Origin of the sequence: Microbispora rosea, from assembly GCF_900156315.1 — a bacterium.
Classification (GTDB): domain Bacteria; phylum Actinomycetota; class Actinomycetes; order Streptosporangiales; family Streptosporangiaceae; genus Microbispora; species Microbispora rosea.
The window spans coordinates 1-26,273 of sequence record NZ_FTNI01000026.1; the positions used below are offsets into that span (position 1 = coordinate 1).

Consider the following 26,273-nt stretch of genomic DNA (forward strand, 5'->3'; position numbering starts at 1 on the left):
TGAGCTTCCCCTCGTAGCGTGGAGACCGAACCGGGAGAGGTTTGGTCGTGGGAGCTACCACGAGACGGCGGTTTGATCCGGAGTTCCGGGCCGGTGCGGTGCGGATCGTTAAGGAGACCGGCAAACCCGTCTCGCACGTCGCGCGAGACCTTGGTATCAACGAGTACACGCTGCACAACTGGGTGCAGATGGACCGGCACGCCGGCGGGCAGGCCGGCGGCAACGGCGGCGGAGGCGGGACGCTGAAGGAGTCCGAGAGCGAGGAACTGGAGCGGCTGCGGCGGGAGAAGGCCGAGCTGGTCAAGCAGCATGCACGCGAGAAGGCGGCGTGGGACAAGGAACGCGCTGAGCTGGAGGACGAGCGTGATGTCCTCAAGCGCTCGGTGGTCTTGTGGGTGAAAGAGGCGATGGGCCGGTGAGCGTGGCGGCCTTCATCTGCTCTCAGAAGACCGACCACGGCATCGACCACGCCACCAGTTGCCGGGCGCTGGGGGTGTCGCAGTCGTGGTTCTACAAGTGGAAGAACCGCATCGACGTCGAGACGCCTACGGCCCGCGACGAGCGGCGCAACGACCTGGATAGCGAGATCACCCGCCTGTTTGAGGCCTCCGGCCGTACCTACGGCTCCCCGCGGATCACCCGTGATTTGCACCAGGTCGGCTGGCGGGTGTCGAAGAACACGGTGGCGACCCGGATGGCCGAGCTCGGCCTGGCCGGGCGGCCGCCGAAGAGGCGGCGATCGCTGACCCGCCAAGGCAAGCGGCCGGCCGCGCCCGACCTGGTCCGCCGGAAGTTCACCGCGATCGCACCGGATCTGCTGTGGTGCGGCGATGTCACCGAGATCGACACCGGCGAGGGCAAGCTGTACCTGGCGACCGTGGAGGACCTGTTCTCCCGGCGCTTGCTCGGCTACGCGATGAGCGAGCATCACGACGCGGCGTTGACGGTCGCCTCGCTGCAGATGGCCGTGGCCACACGCGGTGGTGACGTGGACGGCGTGATCTTTCACTCCGATAGGGGCAGTGAGTACACCGCGGCCCGCTACCAGGCCGAATGCGCGCGGCACGGGGTGGTCCAGTCGATGGGCCGGGTCGGCTGCGCCCTCGACAACGCCGCAGCCGAGGCGTTCAACAGCACCCTCAAGGTCGAGTACGTGCACCGGCAGCGCTTCCAGACCCGGGCCGAAGCACGGCTGAAGATCGCGACCTGGATCGTCGACTTCTACAACACCCGCAGGAGGCACAGCGCCAATGACGGGCTGCCGCCTGTCACATTCGAACGTCAGGTGATCGAGGAGAGGCAATCGTCAATGGCCCTGCTGAGGGTCTCTGTGGCATAGGACCGTCTCCACGCTTTCAGGGGATTGACAGTCGTTGCCCCTCGTCATCTTCCCAAAGGGCAACGACTCACGATCGTGCCAGGCGATTGATCAGCTCTCGCTCGCCGTCAGGCCAACGGGGCAGGAGACGCCGGTGCCGCCGATGCCGCAGTAGCCGTTCGGCACCTTAAAGAGGTATTGCTGGTGGTAGCAGTTCACCTCAGGCAATAGATCTTGCTCCGCGCACGACAGTGGATCGGATGTCCAGGTCTGGTCGAGGACGGTACCTCACGTACCCCCACCATGAGAAAGCCGGCGGAGCGGCAACAGGGTGATCCTTTGTGACACAGGACCGCTGGTCGCCGCTTCCAACAAGACCGACAAGGATCATGCCCTCGCGGCAGACCGGACTCCGCACGTGCCGGAGGCGAGACCAGGCAGACACAGTGGACGCCATCGCGTGCTGGCATGGGGACAAGCTGACACGACGCCTTCGAGCTACAAGAACGCTTCCGTTGGTTGCCATCGCTTCTCACCTGGCGGCGGGCAGGCCGAAAGAACTCACTGCATATTCTCCAGATGAGGGTGGTCGAACGACTCCGGACAGATGTAGATCTGCATGTTGTAGCCGCGGCCGATGGAGACCATCGGAGGGTCGGAAGGCCTGCGGAGGCCGGCTGGTCGCGGCGGTACGCGGTCTTCGAGGGGAATCCAGCTTCCGCTCCCGCCGTCCCATTCACCGGAGCTGACGGTCAGCAGTGGCCGGCATTCGGTCTTGCAGGTGGCACAGAGCATGGGGCACGGGTCGCAGAAGCTCCATGGCCCCCACCCACCGACCTTCCATCCGGGGGCGACGGACAGCTCATACTGGTAGTAAGCGCCGCCACTCTCATCTTCATCCTCCGGGTGGCTTTTGGCCCATTCCGCGGGGCCCCAGGCAACGAGACGGCCCGCCAACTCTTCCGGCAACTCATGCGGAGCCGGATACTCCATGACGGCCTCCGGGTGAAGGACGCAGGGTTCGGGGACATAGTTGCCGTAGGGATCGACATCGGCCGGCTCGGGCGGACTGACCAGAGGATCGACGACGCTCGCGGTGTCCCGCCACACCAGGCGGGCCGCAGGCAGTCCGCTTTCGTGATCGAGGGGACACCACAACACCTGGAGCAGATCTGCACCATCGGGGCCAGTCAGCCCTGGGATGTCGCGCAGATAGAGCTGTGCGACGGGCAGCAGGGCATTCGGCTCGCCGTGCCAGGGGTGGCCTGCTTCCAATGTGTCCAGTAGGGCCCGCTCCTCTGGGGAGAGAAGGTTCTCCTTAGGGCCACGGGGACGAAGCCATGCTGCTTCCAGCAGGGCACGACGCCTACGCACGTCGTCCAGCGACACCGGCAGCTGCCAATCATCGTGCACTTCCGCGCACACCGGCCACTCCTCATCCGCCGGCCAGAGCAGCGGGCCACCAATGGAACTCTCGTAAGGCGTCGGTATGCCTGGGCGCGGATGCAGCCGGATCGCCTGCCTGGCCAGCGGAGCCAGCTCAGGGAATATGGAAGCGATGTCAACCGGACGCGGCGGCGTAGTCCGCACCATCAAAACTCCTTCTACAGTCACCTGCGCCCGTCGGCGGCATGGTTCAATCGGTGATCATTCTCTGAGTGGGGCTACCAGGACCTGGACCTGTGGCCTCTTCTTTTATCAGGCGACAGCGACAGATCTGAATCACACGCCCGGACCGTCAGTTCTCGGACTCGACGACAAGACATACGGGTTCATCGAGGAGACGGACGGCGGTGACGGCGGCGGCTACGTGGGCGTCTTCCAGGTCGGCCAGTGGTGTGCGGCCATGGAGCCTGGATGCCCACGCTCCATGAGGTGGTTACCGAGTTGTCGCGGGGCTGTGAGGTGCCGGCGGTCCTCGCCGAGTACGGCTCCGGCCCTCGATCGGCACCGGGCTAGCCGGGCGACCAAGGGCCAGGATCAGTTAGTTACCGCAGGTCAGGCCTCACCGGTGGTCAGGCCTATCGGACACGCGACGCCGGTGCCGCCGATGCCGCAGTAGCCGTTCGGCACCTTAAAGAGGTATTGCTGGTGATAATCCTCGGCGAAGTAGAACTCGCCGGCGGGGGCGATCTCGGTGGTGATCTCGCCGTACCCGGCCTTGGTGAGCACCTCCTGGTACGCGTCCCGGGACGTCGCGGCCGCCTTGGCCTGCTCAGGGCCGTGGGTGTAGACGGCCGACCGATACTGCGTGCCGACGTCGTTGCCCTGGCGCATGCCCTGCGTGGGGTCGTGGGCCTCCCAGAACACCTTCAGGAGTTCCTCGTACGACACCTCCGCCGGGTCGAAGATCACCCGGACGACCTCGGTATGCCCGGTCCGCCCCGTGCAGACCTCCTCGTACGTCGGGTTCGCCGTATAGCCGCCCGCGTAGCCCACTGCGGTCGAGACGACCCCGGGGGTCTGCCAGAACTTGCGCTCGGCGCCCCAGAAACAGCCCAGCCCGAACTCGGCGATCTCCGTACCCTCGGGGTACGGCGGAGCCAGCGGCGCGCCGAGGACCTGGTGGCGAGTGGCCACCGGCATGACCTCGACCCGGCCCGACAGCGCCTCCGCGGGGTCCACCATCGTCGTCTTGTCTGTGCCGAAGAGCCAGCCCATCACGTACCCTTCCTTCCGCTCTGCCATCCCCAACCAGACACCGGGCGACCTTGTTCCCCACGTAAGCGTCTCTAAATCTCAGACATAGAGACCCTTATTTGTGCTGAATCCAGGTAAGCAGCGAAGATGTGGTTCATGCCTGATACGCGCCGCGGTGTCCTGTATGGCGTCGCCGCCTACACAATGTGGGGTCTGTTCCCTCTCTACTGGCCTCTGCTCAAGCCGTCCGGCGCCGTGGAAATCCTCGCCCACCGAATGGTCTGGTCGCTGGTCGTGGTCATCACGGTCCTCGCCGTACGCCGCCACTGGTCCTGGATCCGCACGATAACGCGCCGGCAGCTGATCCTCCTCGCCCTCGCGGCCGTCACGGTCTCGGTCAACTGGGGCGTCTACATCTACGCCGTCAACGCCGGCCACGTTGTGGAAGGCGCGCTCGGCTACTTCATCAATCCCCTGGTCAGTGTGCTGTTCGGAGTGTTGATCTTCCGGGAGCGGCTGCGCCGGTGGCAGTGGATCGCCGTGGGGCTGGGCACTCTCGCGGTCCTCATCCTGACGCTCGGCTACGGGCGCCTCCCGTGGATCGCCCTCGTGCTCGCCGTCAGCTTCGGCACGTACGGACTGATCAAGAAGGCGGCGGGGGTGGGCAGCGCGGAGAGCCTGACCATCGAGACGCTCGTGCTGCTGGTGCCGGCCCTGGGCTACCTGCTCGTCCTGCAGGCGAACGGCACCGGGACCTTCGGCAACCACGGTCTCGGCCACGCGTTGCTGCTGGTGGTGTCCGGTCTCATCACCGCGGTGCCGCTGATGCTCTTCACGGCCTCCGCGCTGCGGGTTCCGCTCACCGTCATCGGCCTGCTCCAGTACATCGCCCCGGTGTTGCAGTTCCTGTGCGGGGTGCTGATCGTCCACGAGACCATGCCCGTCAGCCGGTGGGCCGGGTTCGTGGTCGTCTGGCTCGCGCTGAGCGTCTTCACCTGGGACAGCGCGCGCTCCGCCCGTACGTCCCGGCTGGAGCGCGCGGCCGCGCTCGAAACCGTCTGATACGCCTTCCGGAGTACGGGGCCCGCCTCCGACGGTACGACGACGGGGCCGGCCGGAACGGCGAGGATCGGTGGCATGAGCAGAGAATTCCGTTTCGGGATCGTCGCCGGTCTGGCCCCCGACGCCGCCGCATGGACGCTGACGGCCCGCCACGCCGAGGACCTCGGCTACTCGACCCTGCTCGTCCCCGACACGCTGGGGACGATGCCCCCGCTGCTCGCGATGACCGCCGCGGCCACCGTCACGACGACGCTGCGCGTGGGCACGTTCGTGCTGGCCGCGCCCTACCGCAACCCCCGCCTGCTCGCGCACGAGCTCGCCGGGCTCGACTTCCTGTCCGGCGGACGGCTGGAGGTCGGCCTGGGGGCCGGACGTCCCGCCGCCGAGGAGGACGCCCTGGCGCTCGGCATGCCGTACGGCACGGCGGGCGAACGCCTCGCGCTGGTCCGTTCGGTGATCGGCGAAGTGCGGGAGGCCTTCTCAGCGAGCAAAACCACCGTGCAACGCCAGGGGCCGCCGATCATGATCGCGGGAGCCGGTCCCCGCATGCTGACGCTGGCCGCGGAGGAGGCGGACATCGTCGCGCTCGCCGTACAGGCCGACACGCCGGAGGACGGCCTGCGCGGGCCCATCGGCACACTGCGGGATCTGGCCGGGGCGAGGTTCGACGACATCGAGCTGAGCATGAACCTGCTCCAGATCGGCGACGAGCCGCCCCCATGGGTGCCCGAGGGGCTCAGGAGCACGTCGGCGCAGGCCGCCGCCATCTTGCGCGGCTCACCTCGTGAGATGGCCGACACGCTGCTGCGCCGCCGCGACGAGCTGGGCCTGTCCTACATCACCGTCAGCGGCTTCTTCGCCGACGCCCTCGCCCCCGTCGTCGGACTCCTCGCCGGTCGCTGACCTCACCGGGTGGCCGACAGGCGTGACCGGGTGCGGGCAGGCGCCCATGCGGGCAGCCCGGCCACGATGTCGGCGAGCGTGACCCCTCCGAGGCTGCCGCGCCACGCCCGGTGCGCCTCGGACATCTTCTCGGCGATGATGCAGATGCTCCGGCAGTCCTCGGGAGGCAGGGCCCCCCTTCCCTGCTGACGGATCTCACGGCACTCGTACGGCGAGGAGGCGCCGTCGACCGCCTCGACGATCTGCAGCAACGTGATATCGGGAGCCGCCCGTGCGAGCCGGAATCCGCCCCGCGGGCCCGTCATCGCGGCCAGAACCCCGGCTCTTACGAGCGCCTGCAACTGCTTGGCCAGGTAGGGCGCCGGGACGTCGTAGTACTCCGCGAGCTGCGCCGCAGACGCGGTCGCTCCCGGCTCGAGCTGCGCCAGCGTGGCGGCGCAGTGCAACACCCACTCGGTGCTCGCAGGCAGCTTCATGCCCTCCAGTGTATTGGAGACATTGCAGATCTATTTTGTCCGAGATAGCATCCGTGGCGTCTAGCGAAGGAGAAGACCATGCGCATCGCAGTCGCCGCCGCCACCGGGAACATCGGGAAGCTCACCGTCGCCGCCCTCGAACGGGACGGGCACGACGTCGTCCCCGTCAGCCGCTCTCTCGGTGTGGACCTGTTGACGGGCGAGGGGCTCGACAAGGCCCTGGACGGCGTCGAGGCGGTCGTGGACGCGATCAGCTCGAACGCGGTCGACCGGGACGAGTCGGTGGCGTACTTCGGCACGACCACCAGGAACCTGCTGGCCGCCGAGGAGCGAGCGGGCGTCCGCCACCACGTGTTGCTCTCGATCATCGGAATCCACAAGGTGGAGGGCAACGCCCACTACGCCGGCAAGCGGGAGCAGGAGCGCCTGGTGTCCGCCGGTTCTGTGCCGTGGACGATCGTCCCGGTCGCGCAGTTCCACGACTTCGCCGCGATGGTGGCGGGGTGGGCCGAGCAGGACGGCGTCGCCACGATCGCGCCGCTGCTGGTGCAGCCGATCGCGCCCGCTGACGTGGCCGACGTCCTCGCGGAGATCGCGGTGGGCAGGCCGCAGGGCCGCTACACCGACGTGGCCGGTCCCGAGCCGCAGGACCTCGTCGACATGGCCCGTCGCACCTTCGCGGCGCGCGGCGGGACGGTCAAGCTCGTGCCGACCTGGTCGGGAATCTTCGGCACGGCGATGGCCGGCGAGGTGCTGCTGCCCGGAGAAGGCGCCCGCATCGCGCCGACCACCTTCGACGAGTGGCTCGCGACCCAGCAGTAGACACCGGCAGCGCCCCTTCGGACCTCGTGCTCGGCCGCCCCCCACTCAGGGCAGGGCGGCCACGGTCACAAAGGCGTCAGGTCAGCGCCGCCTCGGCCCTGGCGTACGCGGCTGCCGCGATGCGCGGCAGCAGTACGGCGGGGTCGGTCCGCGGCCTCGGCCACTGGTTCGGGATCCGCACCTCCAGCACGTAACGCGGCGTCCGCACCACCTCGACCCACTGCGTGACCGACTTCCCCTCCATGACTCGGAAGGCCCAGGACCGGGTGCCGAGAGGCGGCACGGGGATCGGCTCCACGTGCATCGAATGGCCCCACACGTTGAGAAACCCGCGGCAGGAGGCCATCGCGGCGGGATCACCGAGGGCGTTCAGCATTGGAGCGGGCCCGGTGACGATGGTCTCGGAGAACTCCGCCGACCGTTTCCACGCCTCGTCGCTCATGGCGCTCAGCAGCGTCGCGGCGATCTGCACACCCGGCCGGTTGAAGTCGCGCAGCGCGACGCGCCACGATCCCACGGTCCACCAGTCGCAGCCGGAGAACCTCTCGAACACCCCGGCCGCCTGCCGAGCCGAGATGAACTCCGTCGCTCTGCCCTCGGCGGCGGGCAGAGCGACGACCGCGCCCGGTTTGGTGATCGACTCGTGGACCCCCCGGTAGTCGACGAGCAGGGCCCGCCTAAGCCGGGGATCGCCGGGGCCGCTTCCGGGGTTCGCGGGCGAGAGCGGCCGCCCCTTCTTCAGCACCTCCGCCTCGAAGACCTGTTCCACGGACGGTGCCGGGGACGGACGGGCAGACGCGCGCGAAACCGGCTCGGGCGAAGCCACCCCGGCGATGGCGTCGCACAGGGCTTGCGCCGAGCCCTGTCCCTCGCCCTCGCCACATGTGAGGACCTGGTCCTTGTCCACGATGACGGCGTCGGCGGGCACAGGACTCCCGGGCATCGGGGTGACGGGCATGCCCGCGCGTGGCTTGCCGCCGCAGGCCGCCACCGCCAGGAGGCACAGGGCCGCCGACACCACGACCGCACACCGGGTGAGCTTCACCCGGTCATGATCTCCTACAGGACGGTCAGCCCGTGCGCTCGACGACGTAGTCGCACAGGGCGACCAGGGCCGTACGCGCGGGGATGTCGGGCAGGCCGGCGAGGGCGGCCTTGGCCCGGTCGATCCAGCGGGTGAGCTCCTCGCGGGCCTGGTCCATGGCCCGGTGGGCCCGCAGCAGCGTCAGCGTCTCCTCGACGTCCTGCTCGGCCACCGGCCCCGACAGCAGGATGCGCAGCCGGGCGTCGGCGGGGTCGTCGGAGGTCAGCGCGTACAGCACGGGAAGCGTGTGGACGCCCTCGCGCAGGTCGGTGCCGGGGGTCTTGCCCGAGTCGGCCGTGGGCGCGGCCACGTCGATGAGGTCGTCACCGAGCTGCCAGGCCACGCCGATCGCCTCGCAGGCGTCGGTCAGGCGCTCGACCACGTCGGCGGGGGCGCCGGCCAGCATGGCCCCGAAGCGGCCCGAGGTGGCGATGAGAGAGCCGGTCTTGTCGGCCAGCACGCTGATGTAGTGGGCGATCGCGTCGCCGCCCTCGGCGGGCCCGATCGTCTCGCGGATCTGGCCGCGCACCAGGCGGGAGAACGTGCGCGCCTGGATCCGGATGAGCTCGCTGCCGAGGTCGGCGAGGATCTCCGACGCCTGGGCGAACAGGTAGTCGCCGGTGAGGATGGCCACGGTGTTGTCCCACCGGGCGTTGGCGGACGGGGAGCCCCGGCGCACCGGGGCCTCGTCCATCACGTCGTCGTGGTAGAGCGTGGCTAGGTGGGTCAGCTCGATGACGACGGCCCCGGGCACGATGCCCGGGGCGTCCGGGTTTCCGAACTGGGCGGCCAGCAGCACGAGCATCGCCCGGAACCGCTTGCCACCCGCCTCGATGAGGTGCCTGGACGTCTGGGTGACGAAGGCGTCCTCACTCTCGACCGACGAGCGCAGCAGCTTCTCCACCGCCGCGAGCCCGCCCGCGAGATCGTCGGCCAGCCGCTCGTCTACGAGAGGAATGTCCACAACGGGCGGCGCGGCCATACGGAGATCTCCTATCGTACGAACAGGGATTGTGCAGCCGTGTGCGCAAGGTCCAGCACGGGCTGGGGGTAAACCCCGAGAACTACCGTAGCCAATGCCGCGATGCCGACGACGGCCGCGGTCCCCCGCGAGGGCAGCACGACGGACGGACCGTCGGCGGCCGGGTCGCTGAAGAACATCAGCACGATCACACGCACGTAGAAGAACGCAGCGATGGCCGAGGCCACCACACCGATGATGACCAGCGGCGTGGCGCCGTTGGCGACGGCGGCCTGGAAGACCGCGTACTTCCCGAAGAACCCGCTGGTCAGCGGGATGCCGGCGAAGGCCAGCAGGAAGAACGCGAACGTCCCGGCCAGCAGCGGCGAGCGCTTGCCGAGCCCGGCCCAGCGGGACAGGTGCCATGCCTCGCCGCCCGCGTCGCGCACCATCGTGACGATGGCGAACGCGCCCACCGTGGTGAAGCCGTACGCGACCAGGTAGAACAGCAGTCCGGACAGGGCCGAGGTGTTCTCCGCCTGGGTGTGGCCGGTGGCGATGACGCCGATGAGCAGGAAGCCGCCGTGCGCGATCGACGAGTAGGCGAGCATCCGCTTGATGTCGGTCTGCGTGATCGCGAGGACCGCGCCGACCACCATCGTGAGAATCGCCACACCGTAGAGCACCGGGCGCCAGTCCCAGTCGAGGCCGCCGAGACCGACCCAGAACACCCGCAGCAGCGCGCCGAAGGCGGCCACCAGGGTGCCCGAGGCCATCAGCGCGGTGATGGGCGTGGGCGCGCCCTGGTAGACGTCCGGCTTCCACGCCTGGAACGGCGCGGCGCCGATCTTGAAGAGCAGGCCGACGCCGAGCATGGCCGCGCCGATGTAGAGCAGCGTGTCCTGGCCGCCGACCGCGCCCAGCGCCTGGTTGATCTTCGCGAGGTCGACCGAGCCTGCGTAGCCGTACAGCAGGGCCGTGCCGTACAGGAAGAAGGCCGAGGAGAACGCGCCGAGCAGGAAGTACTTGACCGCGGCCTCCTGCGACAGCAGGCGGCGGCGCCTGGCCAGGCCGCACAGCAGGTAGAGCGGCAGCGACATGACCTCGAGGGCGACGAACGCCACGAGCAGGTCGTTGGACGCGGGGAACAGCAGCATGCCGCCGACCGCGAACAGCAGCAGCGGATAGACCTCGGTGTGCGCGGCCCGCTCGACGAGCGACTGCTCCTCCTCGGCCGAGCCGGGCACCGCCGCCGCGGCGCCGACGAAGTGCTCCTCGTCCTTGATGAGCAGCACGCTCACGAAGGCGAGGATCAGGATCGTCCCCCAGATGAACAGGGCCGGGCCGTCCACGGCCACCGCGCCCATCGCGGCGGGCTTGGTGGGCACGCCCTTGATCGCCTGCCAGACGGCCAGCGCGAACGCGCCGGCCAGCGACAGCAGCGTGAGCGGCAGGTGGATCGCCGAGCGCAGGTAGCGCGGGGCGAATGCCTCCACCAGCACGCCGACGATCGCCGCGCCGAAGACGACGAGTATCGGCGCCAGCAGGGCGTACTCGATACTCGGCGCCTGAATGGTGCCGTTCACTACTGGCCCTCCTGAGCAACGGGTACGGCCGGCTTCGGGTCCGTGACGGAGACGCTCGACAGCGTGTCCTTCACGGCGGGGTTGATCACGTCGAGCAGCGGCTTGGGATAGAAGCCGAACACCAGCAGCAGCGCGACGAGCGGCGCCACCACCCACTTCTCCCTGGCGTTGAGGTCGGGCAGCGACTTGACCGACTCGGCCGTCGGGCCGTTCATCGTCCGCTGGTACATCCACAGGATGTAGATCGCGGCGAGGATGACGCCGACCGTGGCGATCACCGCCGGGACGACGTACCGCTGGTAGGTGCCGGTCAGCACCATGAACTCGCTGACGAACGTGCTGAGACCGGGCAGCGAGAGGCTGGACAGACCGGCCACCAGGAACGTCCCGGCGAGGATCGGGGCCACCTTCTGCACGCCGCCGTAGTCGGCGATGAAGTGCGAGCCCCTGCGGTAGATGAGGAAGCCCGCGATCAGGAACAGCGCGCCGGTCGAGAAGCCGTGGTTGACCATGTAGAGCGTCGCGCCCGAGCCCGCGCTGGTGGTCATCGCGAACACGCCCATCGCGATGAAGCCGAAGTGCGACACCGAGGTGTATGCGATGAGCCGCTTCATGTCGGTCTGCCCGATGGCCACGATCGCGCCGTACACGATGCCGATCACCGACAGCGTGATCACCAGCGGCGTGAAGAACTTCGCGGCGTCAGGGAAGAGCTCCAGGCAGAAGCGCAGCATGCCGTACGTGCCGACCTTGTCCAGCACACCGACGAGCAGGACGGCCGCGCCGGCCGGAGCCTGGGCGGCGGCGTCCGGCAGCCAGGTGTGGAACGGCCACAGCGGCGCCTTGATCGCGAAGGCGATGAAGAAGCCGAGGAACAGCCACTTCTGCGTCGTCACGTCCTGGATGGTCCCGACCAGGTCGGAGAACATGAACGTGCCCTTGCCGGCGATCGTGTAGAGCGCGATCACCGCCACCAGCATCAGAAGCCCGCCGAACAGCGAGTACAGCAGGAACTTCACGGCCGCGTACGACCGCTGCGCCCCGCCGTACGACCCGATCATGAAGTACATCGGGATCAGCATGGCTTCGAAGAAGACGTAGAAGAGGAAGACGTCGGTCGCCGCGAAGACGCCGATCATCATGGCCTCGAGCACGAGCAGCAGCGAGAAGTACGTCCGGACCGAGCGCTTGCCGGCCTCGGCGTCGTGCCACGAGGCGAGCACCACGATCGGCACGAGGATCACCGACAGCAGGATCAGCACCAGGGCGATGCCGTCCACGGCGACGCCGTAGTGGACCCCGAACTGGGGAATCCAGTCGTACGTCTCGGCGAACTGGAACTTGTCGCCGTTCGGGCTGAACTGGACCGCCATGGCGACGGTCAGCGCCAGCACGATCAGCGACACCACGAGGGTGAACTGCTTGGCGAGCTTGTCGTTGCGGACAAGGGTCACGCCCAGCGCGCCGAGTACGGACACGCCCATCAGGGTTGAAAGCCAGGGCATCACAGGTTCCCTACGACGAGCCAGGCACCGGCCAGGACGGCGGCGCCCAGGAATATCGACAGCGCGTACGAGCGGACGAACCCGGTCTGGACCCTGCGCAGGCGCCCGGACGTGCCGCCGATGCCGGCGGCCAGGCCGTTCACGAGGCCGTCGACGCCGCGGTTGTCGAAGAACACGGCCAGGCGGGTCAGCCACTGGCCGGGGCGCATGAACAGCGCCTCGTTCAGGGCGTCGCCGTACAGGTCACGACGGGCGAAGGTGGTGAGGAACGAGGCGCGCGGGGCCACCGCGGGCACCTCGGCCCTGCCGTACTTGACCCAGGCGAAGGCCGCGCCGATCGCGACGAGCGCGAGCGTGACCAGACCGGTGAGGCTGAACGGGTGGAACGACGGCATCTCCTCCGGCGCGCCGACGGCCGGCGCGAGGAAGGTCATGAACCGGTTGCCCAGCACCAGGAACGCACCGAGCCCGATCGCGCCGATCGACAGGATGATCAGCGGCCAGGTCATGACGGCGGGCGACTCGTGCGGGTGGGCCGTGGGCTCCCAGCGCTTGGCGCCGAAGAACGTCATGAACACCAGGCGCGACATGTAGAAGCCGGTGATGCCCGCGCCGAGCACGGCCAGCCAGCCGAGGATCGCGTTGTGCTCCATCGCGGTCTCGATGATGCCGTCCTTGGTGAAGTAACCGGACAGCAGCGGGAACCCGATGATCGCCAGGTAGCCGATGAGGAACGTCACGAACGTGACCGGCATGACCTTGCGCAGCGCACCGTACTTGCGCATGTCGACCTCGTCGTTCATGGCGTGCATGACCGAGCCCGCGCCGAGGAACATGTCGGCCTTGAAGAAGCCGTGCGTGATCAGGTGGGCGATCGCGAAGGCGTAGCCCACCGGGCCGATGCCCGCGGCGAGCACCATGTAGCCGATCTGCGACATCGTCGAACCGGCCAGCGCCTTCTTGATGTCGTCCTTGGCGGTACCGATGATCGCACCGGCGAGCAGCGTCGCGACGCCGACGATCGTCACCACGAGCTGCGCGGTCCCGGCGCCCTCGAAGATCGGGCCGGACCGGACGATCAGGTAGACGCCGGCGGTGACCATGGTCGCCGCGTGGATGAGGGCCGAGACCGGGGTCGGGCCCTCCATCGCGTCGAGGAGCCAGGACTGCAGCGGGAGCTGCGCCGACTTGCCGCAGGCGCCGACCAGCAGCAGCAGGCCGATCGCGGTGAGCGTGCCCGAGGACGCCTTCGAGGCGTTCCCGAGGACGTCGCTGAAGGCCAGCGTGTGGAACGTCGCGAAGATCGTGAAGATGCCGATCAGCAGGCCGAAGTCACCGACGCGGTTGACGATGAACGCCTTCTTGGCCGCGGTCGCCGCCGAGGGCTTGTGCTGCCAGAACCCGATCAACAGGTAGGACGCGAGGCCGACGCCCTCCCAGCCGACGAACAGGGCCACGTAGTTGTCGGCCAGCACCAGCAGGAGCATGGCCGCGACGAACAGGTTGAGGTAGGCGAAGAACCGCCGCCTGTTCGGGTCGTGCGCCATGTAGCCGATCGAGTAGATGTGGATCAGCGAGCCCACGAAGGTGATCAGCAGGCAGAACGAGATCGACAGCGGGTCGACCAGCAGGCCCACCTTCGCGAGGCCCGGGATGAAGTCGTACAGCTCGATCCCGCGGCGGCGCTCGCCGGGGGCGAAGCCGAGCAGCTGCGCGAACGACAGCGCCGCCACCACGAAGGACGCGACGGCCATGAGCACGCCCAGCAGGTGGCCGAACTTGTCGGTCCTCCGGCCGCCAAGCAGGAGGACCGCCGCTCCCACCAGGGGCAGAGCGATCATGAGCCAGGCTGCTCCGATCGCTCCGCCGGAGTGCTGGATGATCTCAGCGGGTTCCACGGCCACCTCTTAGTACTTCAGCAGGCTGACGTCGTCGACCGACGCGGACCTGCGGGTTCGGAAGATCGTCACGATGATGGCCAGGCCGATGACCACCTCGGCGGCGGCCACGATCATCACGAAGAACGCGATGAGCTGGCCGTCGAGGTTGCCGTTCTGCCGGGCGAAGGTGACGAACGCCAGGTTGCAGGCGTTGAGCATGAGCTCGACGCACATGAACACCACGATGGCGTTGCGCCGTACGAGCACGCCGACGCCGCCGATGGCGAACAGCAGCGCGGAGAGCACCAGGTAGTGCGTGGTCACTTGCCGTCCTCCTCGCTCAGGGACTCCCTCGGGGACTCACCGCGCGGGCGGACGACCCGGCCCGCCACGACACTGTCTCCGACGCCGTCGTCGGGCATCGGCTCGGTGTCGGGGCCGCCGTCCCTGGCCTCCTCGGCCACGGTGGGCGTGCTGTGGCCGTTCGCGTGCAGCGCGGCCTCCTCCTGCTCCAGCACCCGGGCGACCTCGGGAGACAGGATGCCCTGGGACTCCTCGTACCGGGCGATGTAGCGGTTGATCGACAGCGGAGAGACCGACCCGTCGGGCAGCAGCGCCGGCATGTCGATGGCGTTGTGCCGGGCGTAGGTGCCGGGGCCGGGCAGCGGCGCCGGGTTCTTGCCCGTCCTGCCGAAGGCGACGAAGCGCTGCCGGGACAGGTCCTTCTGGGTCGGCTTGGCCTCGGCGCGCTCCCGGTGCGCGAGCACCATCGCGCCGAGCGCCGCGGTGATCAGCAGCGCCGAGGTGACCTCGAAGGCGAACACGTGGCGCGTGAAGATCAGCTCGGCCAGGGAGGGCACGTTGCCCGCCTGCGTGGCGGCGGTCAGGCCCTTGGCGGAGCCGACCACCGCGTTGCCGATCCCGGCCGTGAGCAGGACGGCGAAGCCGAGCCCGCCCACGATGGCCCAGAACCGCTGTCCCCTGATCGTCTCCACGAGGGAGTCCGACGAGTCCACGCCCACGAGCATGAGCACGAACAGGAACAGCATCATGACCGCGCCGGTGTAGACGATGATCTGCACCGCCGCCAGGAACGGAGCGTCCTGCACCGCGTACAGCACCGCCAGCGAGAGCATGACGACGCCGAGCATGAGGGCCGAGTAGACGGCCCTGCGGCTGAAGACGAGTCCGAGCGCCGCGATCACCGAGATGACCGCGAGCACCCAGAACGTGATGGACTCACCCATTGCTTCGACCCAACCGGTAGTAGTCCTCTTCGGTCTCGCCGAGGCGCATCGGGTGGGGCGGCTGCTCCATGCCCGGTCCGAGCGGCGCGAGGAGCATCTCCTTGGTGTAGATCAGCGACTCGCGGCTGGAGTCGGCGAGCTCGTACTCGTTGGTCATCGTGAGCGCCCGGGTGGGGCACGCCTCGATGCACAGCCCGCAGAGGATGCAGCGCAGGTAGTTGATCTGGTAGACGCGGCCGTACCTCTCACCCGGCGAGAAACGCTCCTCGTCGGTGTTGTCGCCGCCCTCGACGTAGATGGCGTCCGCCGGGCAGGCCCAGGCGCACAGCTCGCAGCCGACGCACTTCTCCAGTCCGTCGGGCCACCGGTTCAGCTGGTGCCGCCCGTGGAAACGCGGCGCGGTGGGCCGCTTCTCCTCGGGATAGTTGGTGGTCACCGGCTTCTTGAACATGTGGTGGAAGGTGACGCCGAATCCCTTGATCGGGTTCAGCCAATCAGTTGCTCCCACTGGTCACCTCCTTGGCGGCGTCGGAATTGAGACGCGCGGCGGGCACGGCTCCGTGGTAATGCGGGGCGTCGAGCGGCGGCACCGGGAACCCGCCCGCGGACGGCTCCTCGCGCAGCTGCTCGAACTCCTCCTCGATCGCGGCGGCCTTGGCCTCCCTGCGGCGCTGGTTGACGGTGTCGAACCGCAGCCAGATCGCGAGGGCCCCGATGATGACCACAGCACCGATGGTCATGATGATCGCCCGGTTGCTGTCCGGCATCCGGAGCGCCTTGAACGTGGCGGCCAGGAGGATCCAGGCCAGGTTGAGCGGGATCAGCACCTTCCAGCCGAAGGCCATCAGCTGGTCGTACCGGACCCGCGGCAGCGAGGCGCGGACCCAGACGAAGAAGCCGAAGGCGATGACCAGCTTGATGAAGAACCACAGCATCGGCCACCAGCCGGAGTTCGCGCCGTCCCACAGGGAGATCGGCCACGGGGCCCGCCAGCCGCCGAAGAACAGCGTGATCGCCATCGCCGAGACCGTGAAGACGTTCACATACTCGGCGAGCATGAACATCGCGAACTTCAGCGAGGAGGAGTACTCGGTGTGGAAGCCGCCGACCAGCTCGCCCTCGCCCTCGGGGAGGTCGAAGGGCACGCGGTTCGTCTCACCCAGCATCGTGATCGCGTAGATCAGGAAGGACGGGATCAGCGAGACCACGTACCAGGACGGCGCCGGGATGGACAGTCCGAGGATGTCCCAGGTGCCGCCACTAGCCTGCTTCGCCACGATCTCCGAGGTGGACAGCGTGCCCGCCTGGAGGAACACCGCGACGAACGACAGGCCCATCGCGATCTCGTACGACACCACCTGGGCGGCCGAGCGCAGACCGCCCAGCACGGCGTACGGCGACCGGGAGCCCCACCCGGCGAGCACGACGCCGTAGACGCCGATCGAGGCGGTGGCCAGGACCAGCAGGACCGCGACCGGCAGGTCGGTGAGCTGCAGCGGCGTCTTGTGGCCGAACATCCACACCATCGGCCCGAACGGCACGACGGAGAAGGCGAGGAAGGCCGGGACGGCGATGATGACCGGGGCAAGGAAGTAGATCACCTTGTCCACGGTGCGCGGCATGAGGTCTTCCTTGAGGCCCATCTTCAGGCCGTCGGCGACCGTCTGCAGCAGGCCGAACTTACCTGCGCGGTTGGGGCCGTAGCGGTGCTGCATGCGCGAGATGAGCTTGCGCTCGGTCCACACGCCCATCAGCACGCCCAGCATCAGGAACACGAAGATCGCGACGGCCTTGATGATCGTGATCCACAGTGGATCGTGGCCGAAGTCGCTCAGCGTGGGTCCGGGGTTGTTCACGAGACGCTCCCGATCGTTACGACGTCTCCGGCGACCGCGCGCAGGTCGCGCGTGACCGACAGGCCGGCGGAGTTGGACGGCACCCACACGACACGGTCGGGCAGGTCCGCGACGCGCACCGGGACGACCACGTCGTCACCGATGGTGATCTTGCCGCCGTCGACCGCGCCGATCTCGGCGGCCGTCGCCTCGGACAGCAGCGCCGCGACCGAGCGGGCGGTCCCCGCGAGGTAGGGCTCGCCGTCCTGCATCCGGCCGTCGTCGAGCAGCAGGTGCCAGGTCGCCAGCACGGCCTCGCCCGCCTGCGGCTCCCTGACCGGGCGGCCGGTGACCGCCGGCGCGACCGGGCGGGTGCCCTTCCAGGCGCCGAGCGCGGCCATCTCGCGCCGGGCGGCGGCGGGGTCGGGCAGGCCCAGGTGGACGTCCATCTGGTCGGCGATCGAGGCGATGGCGCGCAGGTCGCTCATCAGCCCCGGGACGGCCGTGGCCACCCCGAACGAGCGGCCCCTGCCCTCCCAGTCGACGAATGTCCCGGACTTCTCGGCCACCGCGGCGACCGGCAGGACCACGTCGGCCCGGTCGGTGACCGCGCTGGCGCGGATCTCCAGGCTGACGATGAACGGCGTGTTCTCCAGCGCCGCGAGCGCCCTGGCCGGGTCGGGCAGGTCGTAGGGGTCCACGCCCGCCACGACCAGCGCGTCGACCTCGTCGTTCAGCGCGGCCTCGATGATGCCGGCGGTGTCGCGGCCGGGCGTCCCGGGCAGCGAGGCGACGCCCCAGACCCTGGCGACCTCCGCGCGGGCGCTCTCGTCGCCGGCCGGGCGGCCGATCGGCAGCAGCCCCGGCAGGGCGCCCGCCTCCAGCGCGCCGCGCTCACCGGCCCGGCGCGGCACCCAGGCGAGCCTGGCGCCGGTGGCCTGCGTGAGCCGTACGAGCGCGGACAGGGCGCCGGGGGCGGTGGCGAGCCGCTCGCCGGCGAGGACGATCGTGCCCGCGGGCAGCAGGTCGCCGCCGATGAGGTCGCCGAGCGCCTCGGCCTCGGCGCCGGGCGCGGTGCGGATCAGCGTGCCCTTCATCTTGGCCAGGCCCGGCGTGGCGAACGGCGCGAGCGAGTAGACCTTCAGGCCCCGCTTGCGCGCCGCCTTGCGCAGGCGCAGGAAGACGATGGGCGACTCCTCCTCGGGCTCGAACCCGGCCAGGAGCACGGCCGGGGCCGTCTCCAGGTCGGCGTAGGAGACCTCGATGCCCTTGCCGGCCACGGCGTGGGCGAGGAACCGCGTCTCCTCCTCGGAGTGCGGGCGGGCCCGGAAGTCGATGTCGTTGGTGCCGAGGGCGATCCTGGCGAACTTGCTGTACGCGTAGGCGTCCTCGACGGTGAGCCGCCCGCCGACCAGCACACCGGCCTTGCCCCGGGCCCGCAGCAGACCCTCGGCGGCGACGGCCAGGGCGTCCGGCCAGGAGGTCGGGACGAGCTTGCCGCTCTCGTCACGGACCAGCGGCGACCGCAGGCGGTCGGGCGCGGTGGCGTAGGTGAAGGCCCAGCGGCCCTTGTCGCAGTTCCACTCCTCGTTGACCTGCGGGTCGTCGCCGGCCAGGCGGCGGGTGACCTTGCCGCGGCGGTGGTCGGTGCGCAGCGAGCAGCCCGACGCGCAGTGCTCGCACGCGCTCGGCGTGGAGACCAGGTCGAACGGGCGGGAGCGGAACCGGTAGGCCGCGCCGGTCAGCGCGCCCACCGGGCAGATCTGGATGGTGTTGCCCGAGAAGTAGGACTGGAACGGCTCGCCGTCGGCGACGCCCACCTGCTCCTTGGCCCCGCGCTCGAAGAAGTCGATGAGCGGGTCACCGGCGATCTGCTCGGAGAAGCGGATGCAGCGCGCGCACTGGATGCAGCGCTCGCGGTCGAGCAGCACCTCGCTCGACAGCGGGATCGGCTTCTCGAACGTGCGCTTCTGCTCGACGAACCGGCTCTCGCCCTGGCCGTTCGACATGGCCTGGTTCTGCAGGGGGCACTCGCCGCCCTTGTCGCAGACCGGGCAGTCGAGCGGGTGGTTCAGCAGCAGCATCTCCATCACGCCGCGCTGGGCCTTCTCGGCCACCGGCGAGGTGAGCTGCGTCTTGACCACCATGCCCTCGGCGACCTCGATCGCGCAGGACGGCTGCGGCTTGGGGAAGCCGCGGCCGTTGCCCGCGTCGGGGATGTCGACCAGGCACTGGCGGCAGTTGGCCGCCGGCGAGAGCAGCGGGTGGTCGCAGAACCGGGGGATCTGGATCCCCAGCAGCTCCGCGGCCCGGATGATCAGCGTGCCCTTGGGGACGCTGATCTGGAAGCCGTCGATGGTCAGGGTGACCATGTCCACGACCGGCTGCTCCGGCTGCGTCGTCTGAACTGTCACTTGGACCCCCACACCGTGGAAGCGGCGGGATCGAACGGGCAGCCGCCGATCTCGAAGTGCTTGAGGTATTCGTCGCGGAACTGCTTCACCGACGAGTGGATCGGGCTCGTCGCGCCGTCGCCGAGGGCGCAGAACGAACGGCCCAGGATGTTGTCGGCGATGTCGGTGATCGTGGCCAGGTCCTCCTCGGATCCCTGGCCCTTCTCCAGCCGCTTGAGCACCTGCTTGAGCCAGTAGGTGCCCTCACGGCACGGGGTGCACTTGCCGCAGGACTCGTGCGCGTAGAACTCGGTCCAGCGCAGGACGGCCCGCACCACGCAGGTCGTCTCGTCGAAGATCTGCAGGGCGCGGGTGCCCAGCATCGAGCCCTTGGCCCCGACCGACTCGAAGTCGAGCGGCACGTCGAGGTGCTCGGCCGTGAAGATCGGCGTCGAGGAGCCTCCCGGCGTCCAGAACTTCAGCTCGTGGCCCTCGCGGATGCCGCCCGCCATGTCGAGCAGCTCGCGCAGCGTGATGCCCAGCGGGGCCTCGTACTGGCCCGGCCGGGTCACGTGGCCCGACAGCGAGAAGATGCCGAAGCCCTTGGACTTCTCGGTGCCCATCCCGGCGAACCAGTCGGCGCCGTTGGCGATGATGCTCGGCACGCTCGCGATCGACTCGACGTTGTTGACCACCGTCGGGGAGGCGTACAGGCCGGCGACCGCCGGGAACGGCGGCTTGAGCCGGGGCTGGCCGCGGTAGCCCTCCAGCGAGTCGAGCAGCGCGGTCTCCTCGCCGCAGATGTAGGCCCCCGCGCCGCTGTGCACGACGAGTTCGAGGTCGTAGCCCGAGCCGAGGATGTCGGTCCCGAGGTAGCCCTTCTCGTACGCCTCCCGGACCGCGGCCTGCACCCGGCGGATGACGTGGAGCACCTCGCCGCGGACGTAGATGAACGCGTAGTTGGCCCGGATGGCGTAGGACGCGATGATCACGCCCTCGACCAGCGCGTGCGGGTTGGCCATCATGAGCGGGATGTCCTTGCAGGTCCCCGGCTCCGACTCGTCGGCGTTGACCACGAGGTAGTGGGCCTTGCCGTCGCCCTGCGGGATGAAGCCCCACTTCATGCCCGTGGGGAAGCCCGCGCCGCCGCGGCCGCGCAGGCCGGAGTCCTTCACCGCCTGGATGACGGCGTCCGGGTCCATGCCCAGGGCCTTCTTGGCTGCCGCGTACTCGCCGTACCCGTCGAGGGTGAACGAGTCCGCCTGGTCCCAGTTCCTGGTGAGGACTGGAGTCAGCGTTGTCATCGGTCGCTCACCGCTCCTCGTTCGCTGCGCGGGCCGCTCGTCCGCGTCGTCACTTCTCGCTCCCCTCGGCCTTGGGGGCCTCCCAGCCGTTGGCCTTGGCGATCTTCAGGCCCTCCAGCGACGGGCCGGCGGCCGACGGGCCGTCACCGGCCAGGCCGTCGGGCAGCCCGGCGAGGACCCGGGACGCCTCCTTGAACGTGCACAGCCGGCCCGGGCCGCGGGTGGGCGCGACCTCCTTGCCCGCGCGCAGGTCGTCGACGAGCTGCTTGGCCGACTCCGGGGTCTGGTTGTCGAAGAACTCCCAGTTGACCATCATGACCGGCGCGAAGTCGCAGGCGGCGTTGCACTCCAGCCGCTCCAGCGTGATCTTGCCGTCCCCGGTGGTCTCGTCGTGGCCGACGCCCACGTGCTCGCTGAGCTCTTCCCAGATCCGGTCGCCGCCCATGACCGCGCACAGCGTGTTGATGCAGACGCCGACGTTGTACTCGCCGGCCGGCTTGCGCTTGTACATGGTGTAGAAGGTCGCCACGCCGACGACCTCGGCCTTGGACAGGCCCAGCATCTCGGCGCAGAACTCCTGGCCGTCGTCGGAGACGTAGCCGTCCTCCGACTGAACCAGGTGCAGCAGCGGCAGCAGCGCCGAACGCGGCCGGGGGTAGCGGCCGATGATCTCCTTGGCGTCCGTCTCCAGACGCTCGCGGACCTCGGGCGAGTACGTCATCGGTCCACACCTCCCATGACCGGGTCGATCGAGGCGACCGCTGAGATGACGTCGGCGACCATGCCGCCCTCGCACGTCGCGGGCACCGCCTGCAGGTTCGTGAACGACGGGTCGCGGAAGTGGACCCGGTAGGGCCGGGTGCCGCCGTCGCTGACCACGTGCGCGCCGAGCTCGCCGCGCGGCGACTCGACCGAGGCGTACGCCTGCCCCGCCGGCACCCGGAAGCCCTCGGTCACCAGCTTGAAGTGGTGGATCAGGGCCTCCATGGAGCTGCCCATGATGTGGGCGATGTGGTCGGGCGAGTTGCCGAGGCCGTCGGGGCCGAGCGCGAGCTGCGACGGCCAGCCGATCTTCTTGTCCTCGATCATCACCGGGCCGCCCTTGAGCGGGCCGGACAGGCGGTCGAGCGCCTGCTCGATGATCTTGAGGGACTCCTCCATCTCGGCCATTCGGACGAGGTAGCGGCCGTACACGTCGCAGGTGTTCTGCGTCGGCACGTCGAAATCGTACGTCTCGTAGCCGCAGTAGGGCTGCGACTTGCGCAGGTCCCACGGCAGGCCGGCGGCGCGCAGCATCGGCCCGGTGACGCCCAGCGCCATGCAGCCGGTGAGGTCGAGGTAGGCCACGTCCTTGGTGCGCCGGGTGTAGACCGGGTTCGCGTCGAGGAGCTTGCGCATCTCCTTGATCCGCCCCGGCATGATCTTGAGGAACTCACCGATCTTGTCGACCGCGCCGGCCGGCAGGTCGACGCTGACGCCGCCCGGCCGGACGTACGCCATGTTCATCCGCAGGCCGGTGATGTACTCCATCAGGTCGAGCACCATCTCGCGCTCGCGGAAGCCGAACAGCATCGGCGTGGTCGCGCCCAGCTCCAGGCCGTACGTCGCGATCGCGACCAGGTGCGAGGAGATCCGGGTGAGCTCCATCGTCAGGACCCGGATGGCCTGCGCCCGGTCCGGGATCCTGTCGGTGATCCCCAGAAGCTTCTCGACGCCCATGCAGTAGGCGGTCTCGTTGAAGATCGGCGCGAGGTAGTCCATGCGGGTGACGAACGTGACCCCCTGGGTCCACGTCCGATACTCCATGTTCTTCTCGATGCCGGTGTGCAGGTAGCCGATCACCGTGCGGGCCTCGGTCACGGTCTCGCCGTCGAGGGTCAGCACGAGCCGGAGCACGCCGTGGGTCGACGGGTGCTGCGGGCCCATGTTGACGACCAGGCGCTCGTCGGCCGACTCGCTGACGGTCTTGACCAGCTCGTCCCAGTCCTGACCGGCGACGTCGTAGATCCGGCCCTGGGTCTCGGTGGCGGTCTCGGTGGTGCTCACGACGCTCTCCTCGCTGCGCTCGTCCACTCGTGCAGGTCGCCGCGGATGCTCACGAGTACGACCTCCTCCGGTCCGGCGCGGGGACCTCGGCGCCGCGGTACTCGACCGGGATCCCGCCGAGCGGGTAGTCCTTGCGCTGCGGGTGCCCCTCCCAGTCATCCGGCATCTCGATCCGGGTCAGCGCCGGGTGGCCGTCGAAGACGATTCCGAAGAAGTCGTACGTCTCGCGCTCATGCCAGTCGTGCGTGGGGTAGACCTGAACCGTGGAGGGGATGTGCGGGTCGGCGTCGGGGCAGGAGACCTCCACCCGGACGCGCCGGTTGTGCGTGATGGAGCACAGGTGGTAGACGGCGTGCAGCTCCGCGCCGGTCTCCTCGGGGTAGTGCACACCCGAGACGCCGAGCGACAGCTCGAACCGCAGCGCGGCGTCGTCGCGCAGGTGCTGCATCACCTCGGGCAGGCGCTCGCGCCGCACGTGGAAGGTGACCTCGCCGCGGTCGACGACCACGCGCTCGATGGCGTCGGCGAACGCCGGCTCCAGCGCGTCGGCCACCTCGTCGAAGTACGACCCGTACGGCCGGCTGCTGGACAGCTTCGGCGCGCGGCGGACGACCAGGCGGTTGTAGCCGGAGGTGTCGCCGCTGTCCTTGACGCCGAACATGCCCTTGCGGGCGACGGGCTCCTCGGGCAGCCCGGGCAGGTTCTCGGTGGTCACTTCCCGGCCCCCTGGTCGATCAGCGGCAGCGTGCGCAGCGCCTGGAGCTCCAGCTCCTCGATCTGCTTCTCGCGGTGCGCGCCGAACTTCATGTTCTGAATCTTGTCGTGCAGCTTCACGATGGCGTCGATCAGCATCTCCGGGCGCGGCGGGCAGCCGGGCAGGTAGATGTCGACCGGCACCACGTGGTCCACGCCCTGCACGATGGCGTAGTTGTTGAACATGCCGCCGCTGGACGCGCACACGCCCATCGCGATGACCCACTTGGGCTCGGCCATCTGGTCGTAGATCTGGCGGAGGACCGGCGCCATCTTCTGCGACAGCCGGCCGGCCACGATCATCAGGTCGGCCTGCCGCGGCGACGCGGACGCGCGCTCCATGCCGAAGCGGGCCAGGTCGTGGTTCGGGCCACCGGTGGCCATCAGCTCGATGGCGCAGCAGGCGAGACCGAAGGTCGCAGGCCAGACGGAGTTCTTCCGGGCCCATCCGGCCACCTGCTCGACGGTGGTGAGGACGAACCCGCTCGGGAGTTTCTCTTCAAGACCCATGACTAATCCCAATCGAGGCCGCGACGCCGCCACACATAGGCGTACGCCACGAGGACGGTGACGATGAACAGCACCATCTCGACGAGCCCGAACACGCCGAGTTTGTCGAAGGCCACCGCCCACGGATAGAGGAAGATGATCTCGATGTCGAACACGATGAACAGCATCGCGGTGATCATGTACTTCAGCGGGAAGCGGCCGCCGCCGACCGGCTGCGGAGTGGGCTCGATGCCGCACTCGTAGGCGTCCAGTTTCGCGCGGTTCCAGCGCTTCGGCCCGGTGAAGGGTGCAATGCCCACGGAGAACACGGCGAATCCCGCCGCGAGGACCGCGAGCACCACGATCGGCACATACAGCTCCATGGCTACATGTCCTCGCTAACTCGGTGAATTTGGGCGATCACGAGAATGCCGGAGAGCGCGGCCGGCCGCACGGCCGTCTTCGGGGCCGGCGGCGCTGTGCGCGTCGTCTCGGTCATGCGGGCTTCAGTCATGCGGGTTCGCATCGTGCGGGTTCGCGTCATGCTGGCTTCGGTCATGATGGCGGAGCCACCTTCGACAGGGCGTTGATTATGCGGTCGGAGACGTCGCCCCGCCGGTCTGTGAGATTAGCGAGCAGCTTGAAGGCGAATCTCATCAGGGTGGGATGGGGCATCCCGTGCCGGGTGGCGAAGCTCATCACTCCCGGCCTCCCGATCGCCTCGACGAACAGGCGGCCGAGGGTGAAGTATCCCCCATGGGCGTCTTTGAGGATACGCGGGTAGGCGAGTAATACGCGCTCACGCTGGGCGGGCGTCGGCCGGGACAGCGCCTGGACGATCACCTCGGCCGCGGTCCTGCCGGTCTCCATGGCGTACGCGATGCCCTCGCCGTTGAACGGGTTGATCGACCCGCCGGCGTCGCCCACCAGCACCAGCCCGCGGGTGTAGTGCGGCTGCCGGTTGAAGCCCATCGGCAGCGCGGCGCCCCTGATCGGGCCCGTCATGTTCTCTTCGGCGAAGCCCCACTCCGCCGGCGTGTTCTTCATCCAGCGCCGCAGCAGGTCGCGATAGTCGATGTTCTTGAACGCGTCGCTGGTGTTCAGCAGGCCGAGGCCGACGTTGGAGGTGCCGTCGCCGACGGGGAAGATCCAGCCGTAGCCGGGGAGCAGTCGCTCGCCGTCCCACAGTTCGAGCCACGTCTCCAGGTAGTCGTCGTCGTGCCGGGGGCTCTTGTAGTAGGTGCGCACCGCCACACCCATCGGGCGGTCCTCGCGCTTGTGCAGGCCCATCGTGAGCGACAGCCGGGTCGAGTTGCCGTCGGCCGCCACCACGAGCCGCGAGCGATAGGACACCTCTTCGCCGTCCGTTTTGGCCGTCACGCCCACGATGTGGCCGCTGCGCTCGTCGAGCAGCGGGCCTGTAACGTTCACGCCCTCGCGCAGCCGGACCCCCGCGCGCTCGGCGTGCCTGGCGAGGATCTGGTCGAAGTCGGCGCGGGTGCGCACGAGGCCGAAGTCGGGGTAGCTCGACAGCTCGGGCCAGTCGAGTTCGAGGCGCACACCGCCGCCGTAGACGCGCAGCCCCTTGTTCCTGACCCAGCCGGGCGCGTCGATGTCGACGCCCATGGCGACGAGTTCCTTGACCGCGCGCGGGGTCAGCCCGTCACCGCAGACCTTCTCGCGCGGGAAGCGCGTCTTCTCCAGAAGCAGCACGTCGAGACCGGCGCGGGCGAGGTGGAAAGCCGTCGTCGCACCCGCGGGACCCGCACCGACGACGATGACGTCGGCGTCGACATCTCTCCGCGTCACGCGGGCTTGCTCGCTCACGGGGGACCTATCCGTTCCAGGGAAGGAAGGCCTCGAATTGGTTTAGACCTTCGTGCCTTTGTGAACAACTTCACAAACTGTCGCGCCGCAGTCTAACCCCTTCCCGGCGCACAGTGTCAGAGGGGTATGGCCAAGCACGTCT

At 69.0% G+C, this 26,273-nt stretch carries 26 protein-coding genes and 1 pseudogene; 5 read left to right on the forward strand and 22 right to left on the reverse strand.

All coding sequences use genetic code 11. The features are described 5' to 3' along the window. Positions 1-47: 47 nt before the first annotated feature. Positions 48-419, forward strand: coding sequence for a transposase (locus tag BXA11_RS30050; protein ID WP_076440104.1), 372 nt, complete (start codon positions 48-50; stop codon positions 417-419). 2 nt (positions 420-421) lie between these two features. Further along, on the forward strand, positions 422-1,339 hold the full coding sequence (locus BXA11_RS30055) for an IS3 family transposase (protein ID WP_204053513.1): 918 nt from the start codon (positions 422-424) through the stop codon (positions 1,337-1,339). A gap of 90 nt (positions 1,340-1,429) precedes the next feature. On the opposite strand, the pseudogene BXA11_RS44915 reads toward BXA11_RS30055, so the two are convergent. The 3 genes and pseudogenes from BXA11_RS44915 to msrA all read right to left on the reverse strand — a co-directional run. After that, a pseudogene (locus tag BXA11_RS44915) lies at positions 1,430-1,528 on the reverse strand (peptide-methionine (S)-S-oxide reductase MsrA); the annotation flags it as partial. Positions 1,529-1,879: 351 nt separating this feature from the next. Next, positions 1,880-2,911, reverse strand: coding sequence for a hypothetical protein (locus BXA11_RS30060; RefSeq protein ID WP_076439958.1), 1,032 nt, complete (start codon positions 2,909-2,911; stop codon positions 1,880-1,882). Positions 2,912-3,316: 405 nt separating this feature from the next. Further along, positions 3,317-3,979 (reverse strand): peptide-methionine (S)-S-oxide reductase MsrA, encoded by a 663-nt coding sequence (gene msrA, locus BXA11_RS30065; RefSeq protein WP_076439960.1) that lies wholly within the window; start codon positions 3,977-3,979, stop codon positions 3,317-3,319. 135 nt (positions 3,980-4,114) lie between these two features. On the opposite strand from msrA, the gene rarD reads away from it, so the two are divergent. Together rarD and BXA11_RS30075 are read left to right on the forward strand one after the other, a co-directional pair. Continuing rightward, positions 4,115-5,020: an EamA family transporter RarD gene (gene rarD, locus BXA11_RS30070; protein WP_076440106.1), complete on the forward strand. Its 906-nt coding sequence runs from the start codon at positions 4,115-4,117 to the stop codon at positions 5,018-5,020. Positions 5,021-5,095: 75 nt separating this feature from the next. After that, positions 5,096-5,923, forward strand: a complete 828-nt coding sequence (locus BXA11_RS30075; RefSeq protein WP_076439962.1) for a TIGR03621 family F420-dependent LLM class oxidoreductase — start codon at positions 5,096-5,098, stop codon at positions 5,921-5,923. 2 nt (positions 5,924-5,925) lie between these two features. Here BXA11_RS30075 and BXA11_RS30080 read toward each other — a convergent pair whose 3' ends face one another. Then, the gene (locus BXA11_RS30080; RefSeq protein ID WP_076439964.1) at positions 5,926-6,399 is read right to left on the reverse strand and encodes an RrF2 family transcriptional regulator; all 474 of its coding nucleotides are present in this window, start codon (positions 6,397-6,399) and stop codon (positions 5,926-5,928) included. A gap of 78 nt (positions 6,400-6,477) precedes the next feature. On the opposite strand from BXA11_RS30080, the gene BXA11_RS30085 reads away from it, so the two are divergent. Beyond that, positions 6,478-7,221, forward strand: a complete 744-nt coding sequence (locus BXA11_RS30085) for an SDR family oxidoreductase (RefSeq protein ID WP_076439966.1) — start codon at positions 6,478-6,480, stop codon at positions 7,219-7,221. Positions 7,222-7,297: 76 nt separating this feature from the next. On the opposite strand, the gene BXA11_RS30090 is transcribed toward BXA11_RS30085, so the two are convergent. The 18 genes from BXA11_RS30090 to BXA11_RS30170 form a co-directional block, all read right to left on the reverse strand. After that, positions 7,298-8,266 carry a hypothetical protein gene (locus BXA11_RS30090; RefSeq protein ID WP_076439968.1) on the reverse strand — a complete coding sequence of 323 codons (969 nt, stop codon included), beginning with the start codon at positions 8,264-8,266 and terminating at the stop codon, positions 7,298-7,300. A gap of 25 nt (positions 8,267-8,291) precedes the next feature. Beyond that, positions 8,292-9,287 (reverse strand): polyprenyl synthetase family protein, encoded by a 996-nt coding sequence (locus tag BXA11_RS30095; protein WP_076439970.1) that lies wholly within the window; start codon positions 9,285-9,287, stop codon positions 8,292-8,294. Positions 9,288-9,298: 11 nt separating this feature from the next. Then, complete coding sequence (gene nuoN, locus BXA11_RS30100; protein ID WP_076439972.1) at positions 9,299-10,852, reverse strand: NADH-quinone oxidoreductase subunit NuoN; 1,554 nt, start codon at positions 10,850-10,852, stop codon at positions 9,299-9,301. Further along, on the reverse strand, positions 10,852-12,357 hold the full coding sequence (locus BXA11_RS30105; protein WP_030506866.1) for an NADH-quinone oxidoreductase subunit M: 1,506 nt from the start codon (positions 12,355-12,357) through the stop codon (positions 10,852-10,854). The genes nuoN and BXA11_RS30105 overlap by 1 nt, the downstream gene beginning before the upstream one ends. Then, a complete protein-coding gene (gene nuoL, locus BXA11_RS30110; RefSeq protein ID WP_036405611.1) occupies positions 12,357-14,198 on the reverse strand; it encodes an NADH-quinone oxidoreductase subunit L in 1,842 nt (613 codons plus the stop codon). Before nuoL ends, BXA11_RS30105 begins: the two co-directional genes overlap by 1 nt. 66 nt (positions 14,199-14,264) lie before the next feature. Beyond that, on the reverse strand, positions 14,265-14,561 hold the full coding sequence (gene nuoK / locus BXA11_RS30115; RefSeq protein WP_030506864.1) for an NADH-quinone oxidoreductase subunit NuoK: 297 nt from the start codon (positions 14,559-14,561) through the stop codon (positions 14,265-14,267). After that, a complete protein-coding gene (locus tag BXA11_RS30120) occupies positions 14,558-15,484 on the reverse strand; it encodes an NADH-quinone oxidoreductase subunit J (protein ID WP_036405554.1) in 927 nt (308 codons plus the stop codon). The genes nuoK and BXA11_RS30120 overlap by 4 nt, the downstream gene beginning before the upstream one ends. Continuing rightward, positions 15,477-15,992, reverse strand: coding sequence for an NADH-quinone oxidoreductase subunit NuoI (gene nuoI, locus BXA11_RS30125; protein WP_030506862.1), 516 nt, complete (start codon positions 15,990-15,992; stop codon positions 15,477-15,479). The genes BXA11_RS30120 and nuoI overlap by 8 nt, the downstream gene beginning before the upstream one ends. Beyond that, positions 15,979-17,340 (reverse strand): NADH-quinone oxidoreductase subunit NuoH, encoded by a 1,362-nt coding sequence (gene nuoH, locus BXA11_RS30130; RefSeq protein WP_030506861.1) that lies wholly within the window; start codon positions 17,338-17,340, stop codon positions 15,979-15,981. Before nuoH ends, nuoI begins: the two co-directional genes overlap by 14 nt. After that, on the reverse strand, positions 17,337-19,691 hold the full coding sequence (locus BXA11_RS30135; protein ID WP_239104878.1) for an NADH-quinone oxidoreductase subunit G: 2,355 nt from the start codon (positions 19,689-19,691) through the stop codon (positions 17,337-17,339). Before BXA11_RS30135 ends, nuoH begins: the two co-directional genes overlap by 4 nt. Before the next feature lie 38 nt (positions 19,692-19,729). Next, positions 19,730-21,016 carry an NADH-quinone oxidoreductase subunit NuoF gene (nuoF, locus tag BXA11_RS30140; protein ID WP_030506859.1) on the reverse strand — a complete coding sequence of 429 codons (1,287 nt, stop codon included), beginning with the start codon at positions 21,014-21,016 and terminating at the stop codon, positions 19,730-19,732. A gap of 49 nt (positions 21,017-21,065) precedes the next feature. Beyond that, positions 21,066-21,737: an NADH-quinone oxidoreductase subunit NuoE gene (gene nuoE / locus BXA11_RS30145; RefSeq protein ID WP_030506858.1), complete on the reverse strand. Its 672-nt coding sequence runs from the start codon at positions 21,735-21,737 to the stop codon at positions 21,066-21,068. Next, on the reverse strand, positions 21,734-23,062 hold the full coding sequence (locus BXA11_RS30150) for an NADH-quinone oxidoreductase subunit D (RefSeq protein WP_076440108.1): 1,329 nt from the start codon (positions 23,060-23,062) through the stop codon (positions 21,734-21,736). The genes nuoE and BXA11_RS30150 overlap by 4 nt, the downstream gene beginning before the upstream one ends. Positions 23,063-23,111: 49 nt before the next feature. Then, complete coding sequence (locus BXA11_RS30155) at positions 23,112-23,777, reverse strand: NADH-quinone oxidoreductase subunit C (RefSeq protein WP_030506856.1); 666 nt, start codon at positions 23,775-23,777, stop codon at positions 23,112-23,114. After that, a complete protein-coding gene (locus BXA11_RS30160; protein WP_030506855.1) occupies positions 23,774-24,325 on the reverse strand; it encodes a NuoB/complex I 20 kDa subunit family protein in 552 nt (183 codons plus the stop codon). The genes BXA11_RS30155 and BXA11_RS30160 overlap by 4 nt, the downstream gene beginning before the upstream one ends. Positions 24,326-24,327: 2 nt before the next feature. Beyond that, positions 24,328-24,687 carry an NADH-quinone oxidoreductase subunit A gene (locus BXA11_RS30165; protein WP_030506854.1) on the reverse strand — a complete coding sequence of 120 codons (360 nt, stop codon included), beginning with the start codon at positions 24,685-24,687 and terminating at the stop codon, positions 24,328-24,330. Positions 24,688-24,689: 2 nt separating this feature from the next. After that, positions 24,690-24,863, reverse strand: coding sequence for a hypothetical protein (locus tag BXA11_RS43360; RefSeq protein WP_159454859.1), 174 nt, complete (start codon positions 24,861-24,863; stop codon positions 24,690-24,692). After that, complete coding sequence (locus BXA11_RS30170; RefSeq protein WP_204053515.1) at positions 24,860-26,113, reverse strand: geranylgeranyl reductase family protein; 1,254 nt, start codon at positions 26,111-26,113, stop codon at positions 24,860-24,862. The genes BXA11_RS43360 and BXA11_RS30170 overlap by 4 nt, the downstream gene beginning before the upstream one ends. Positions 26,114-26,273 lie beyond the last annotated feature (160 nt).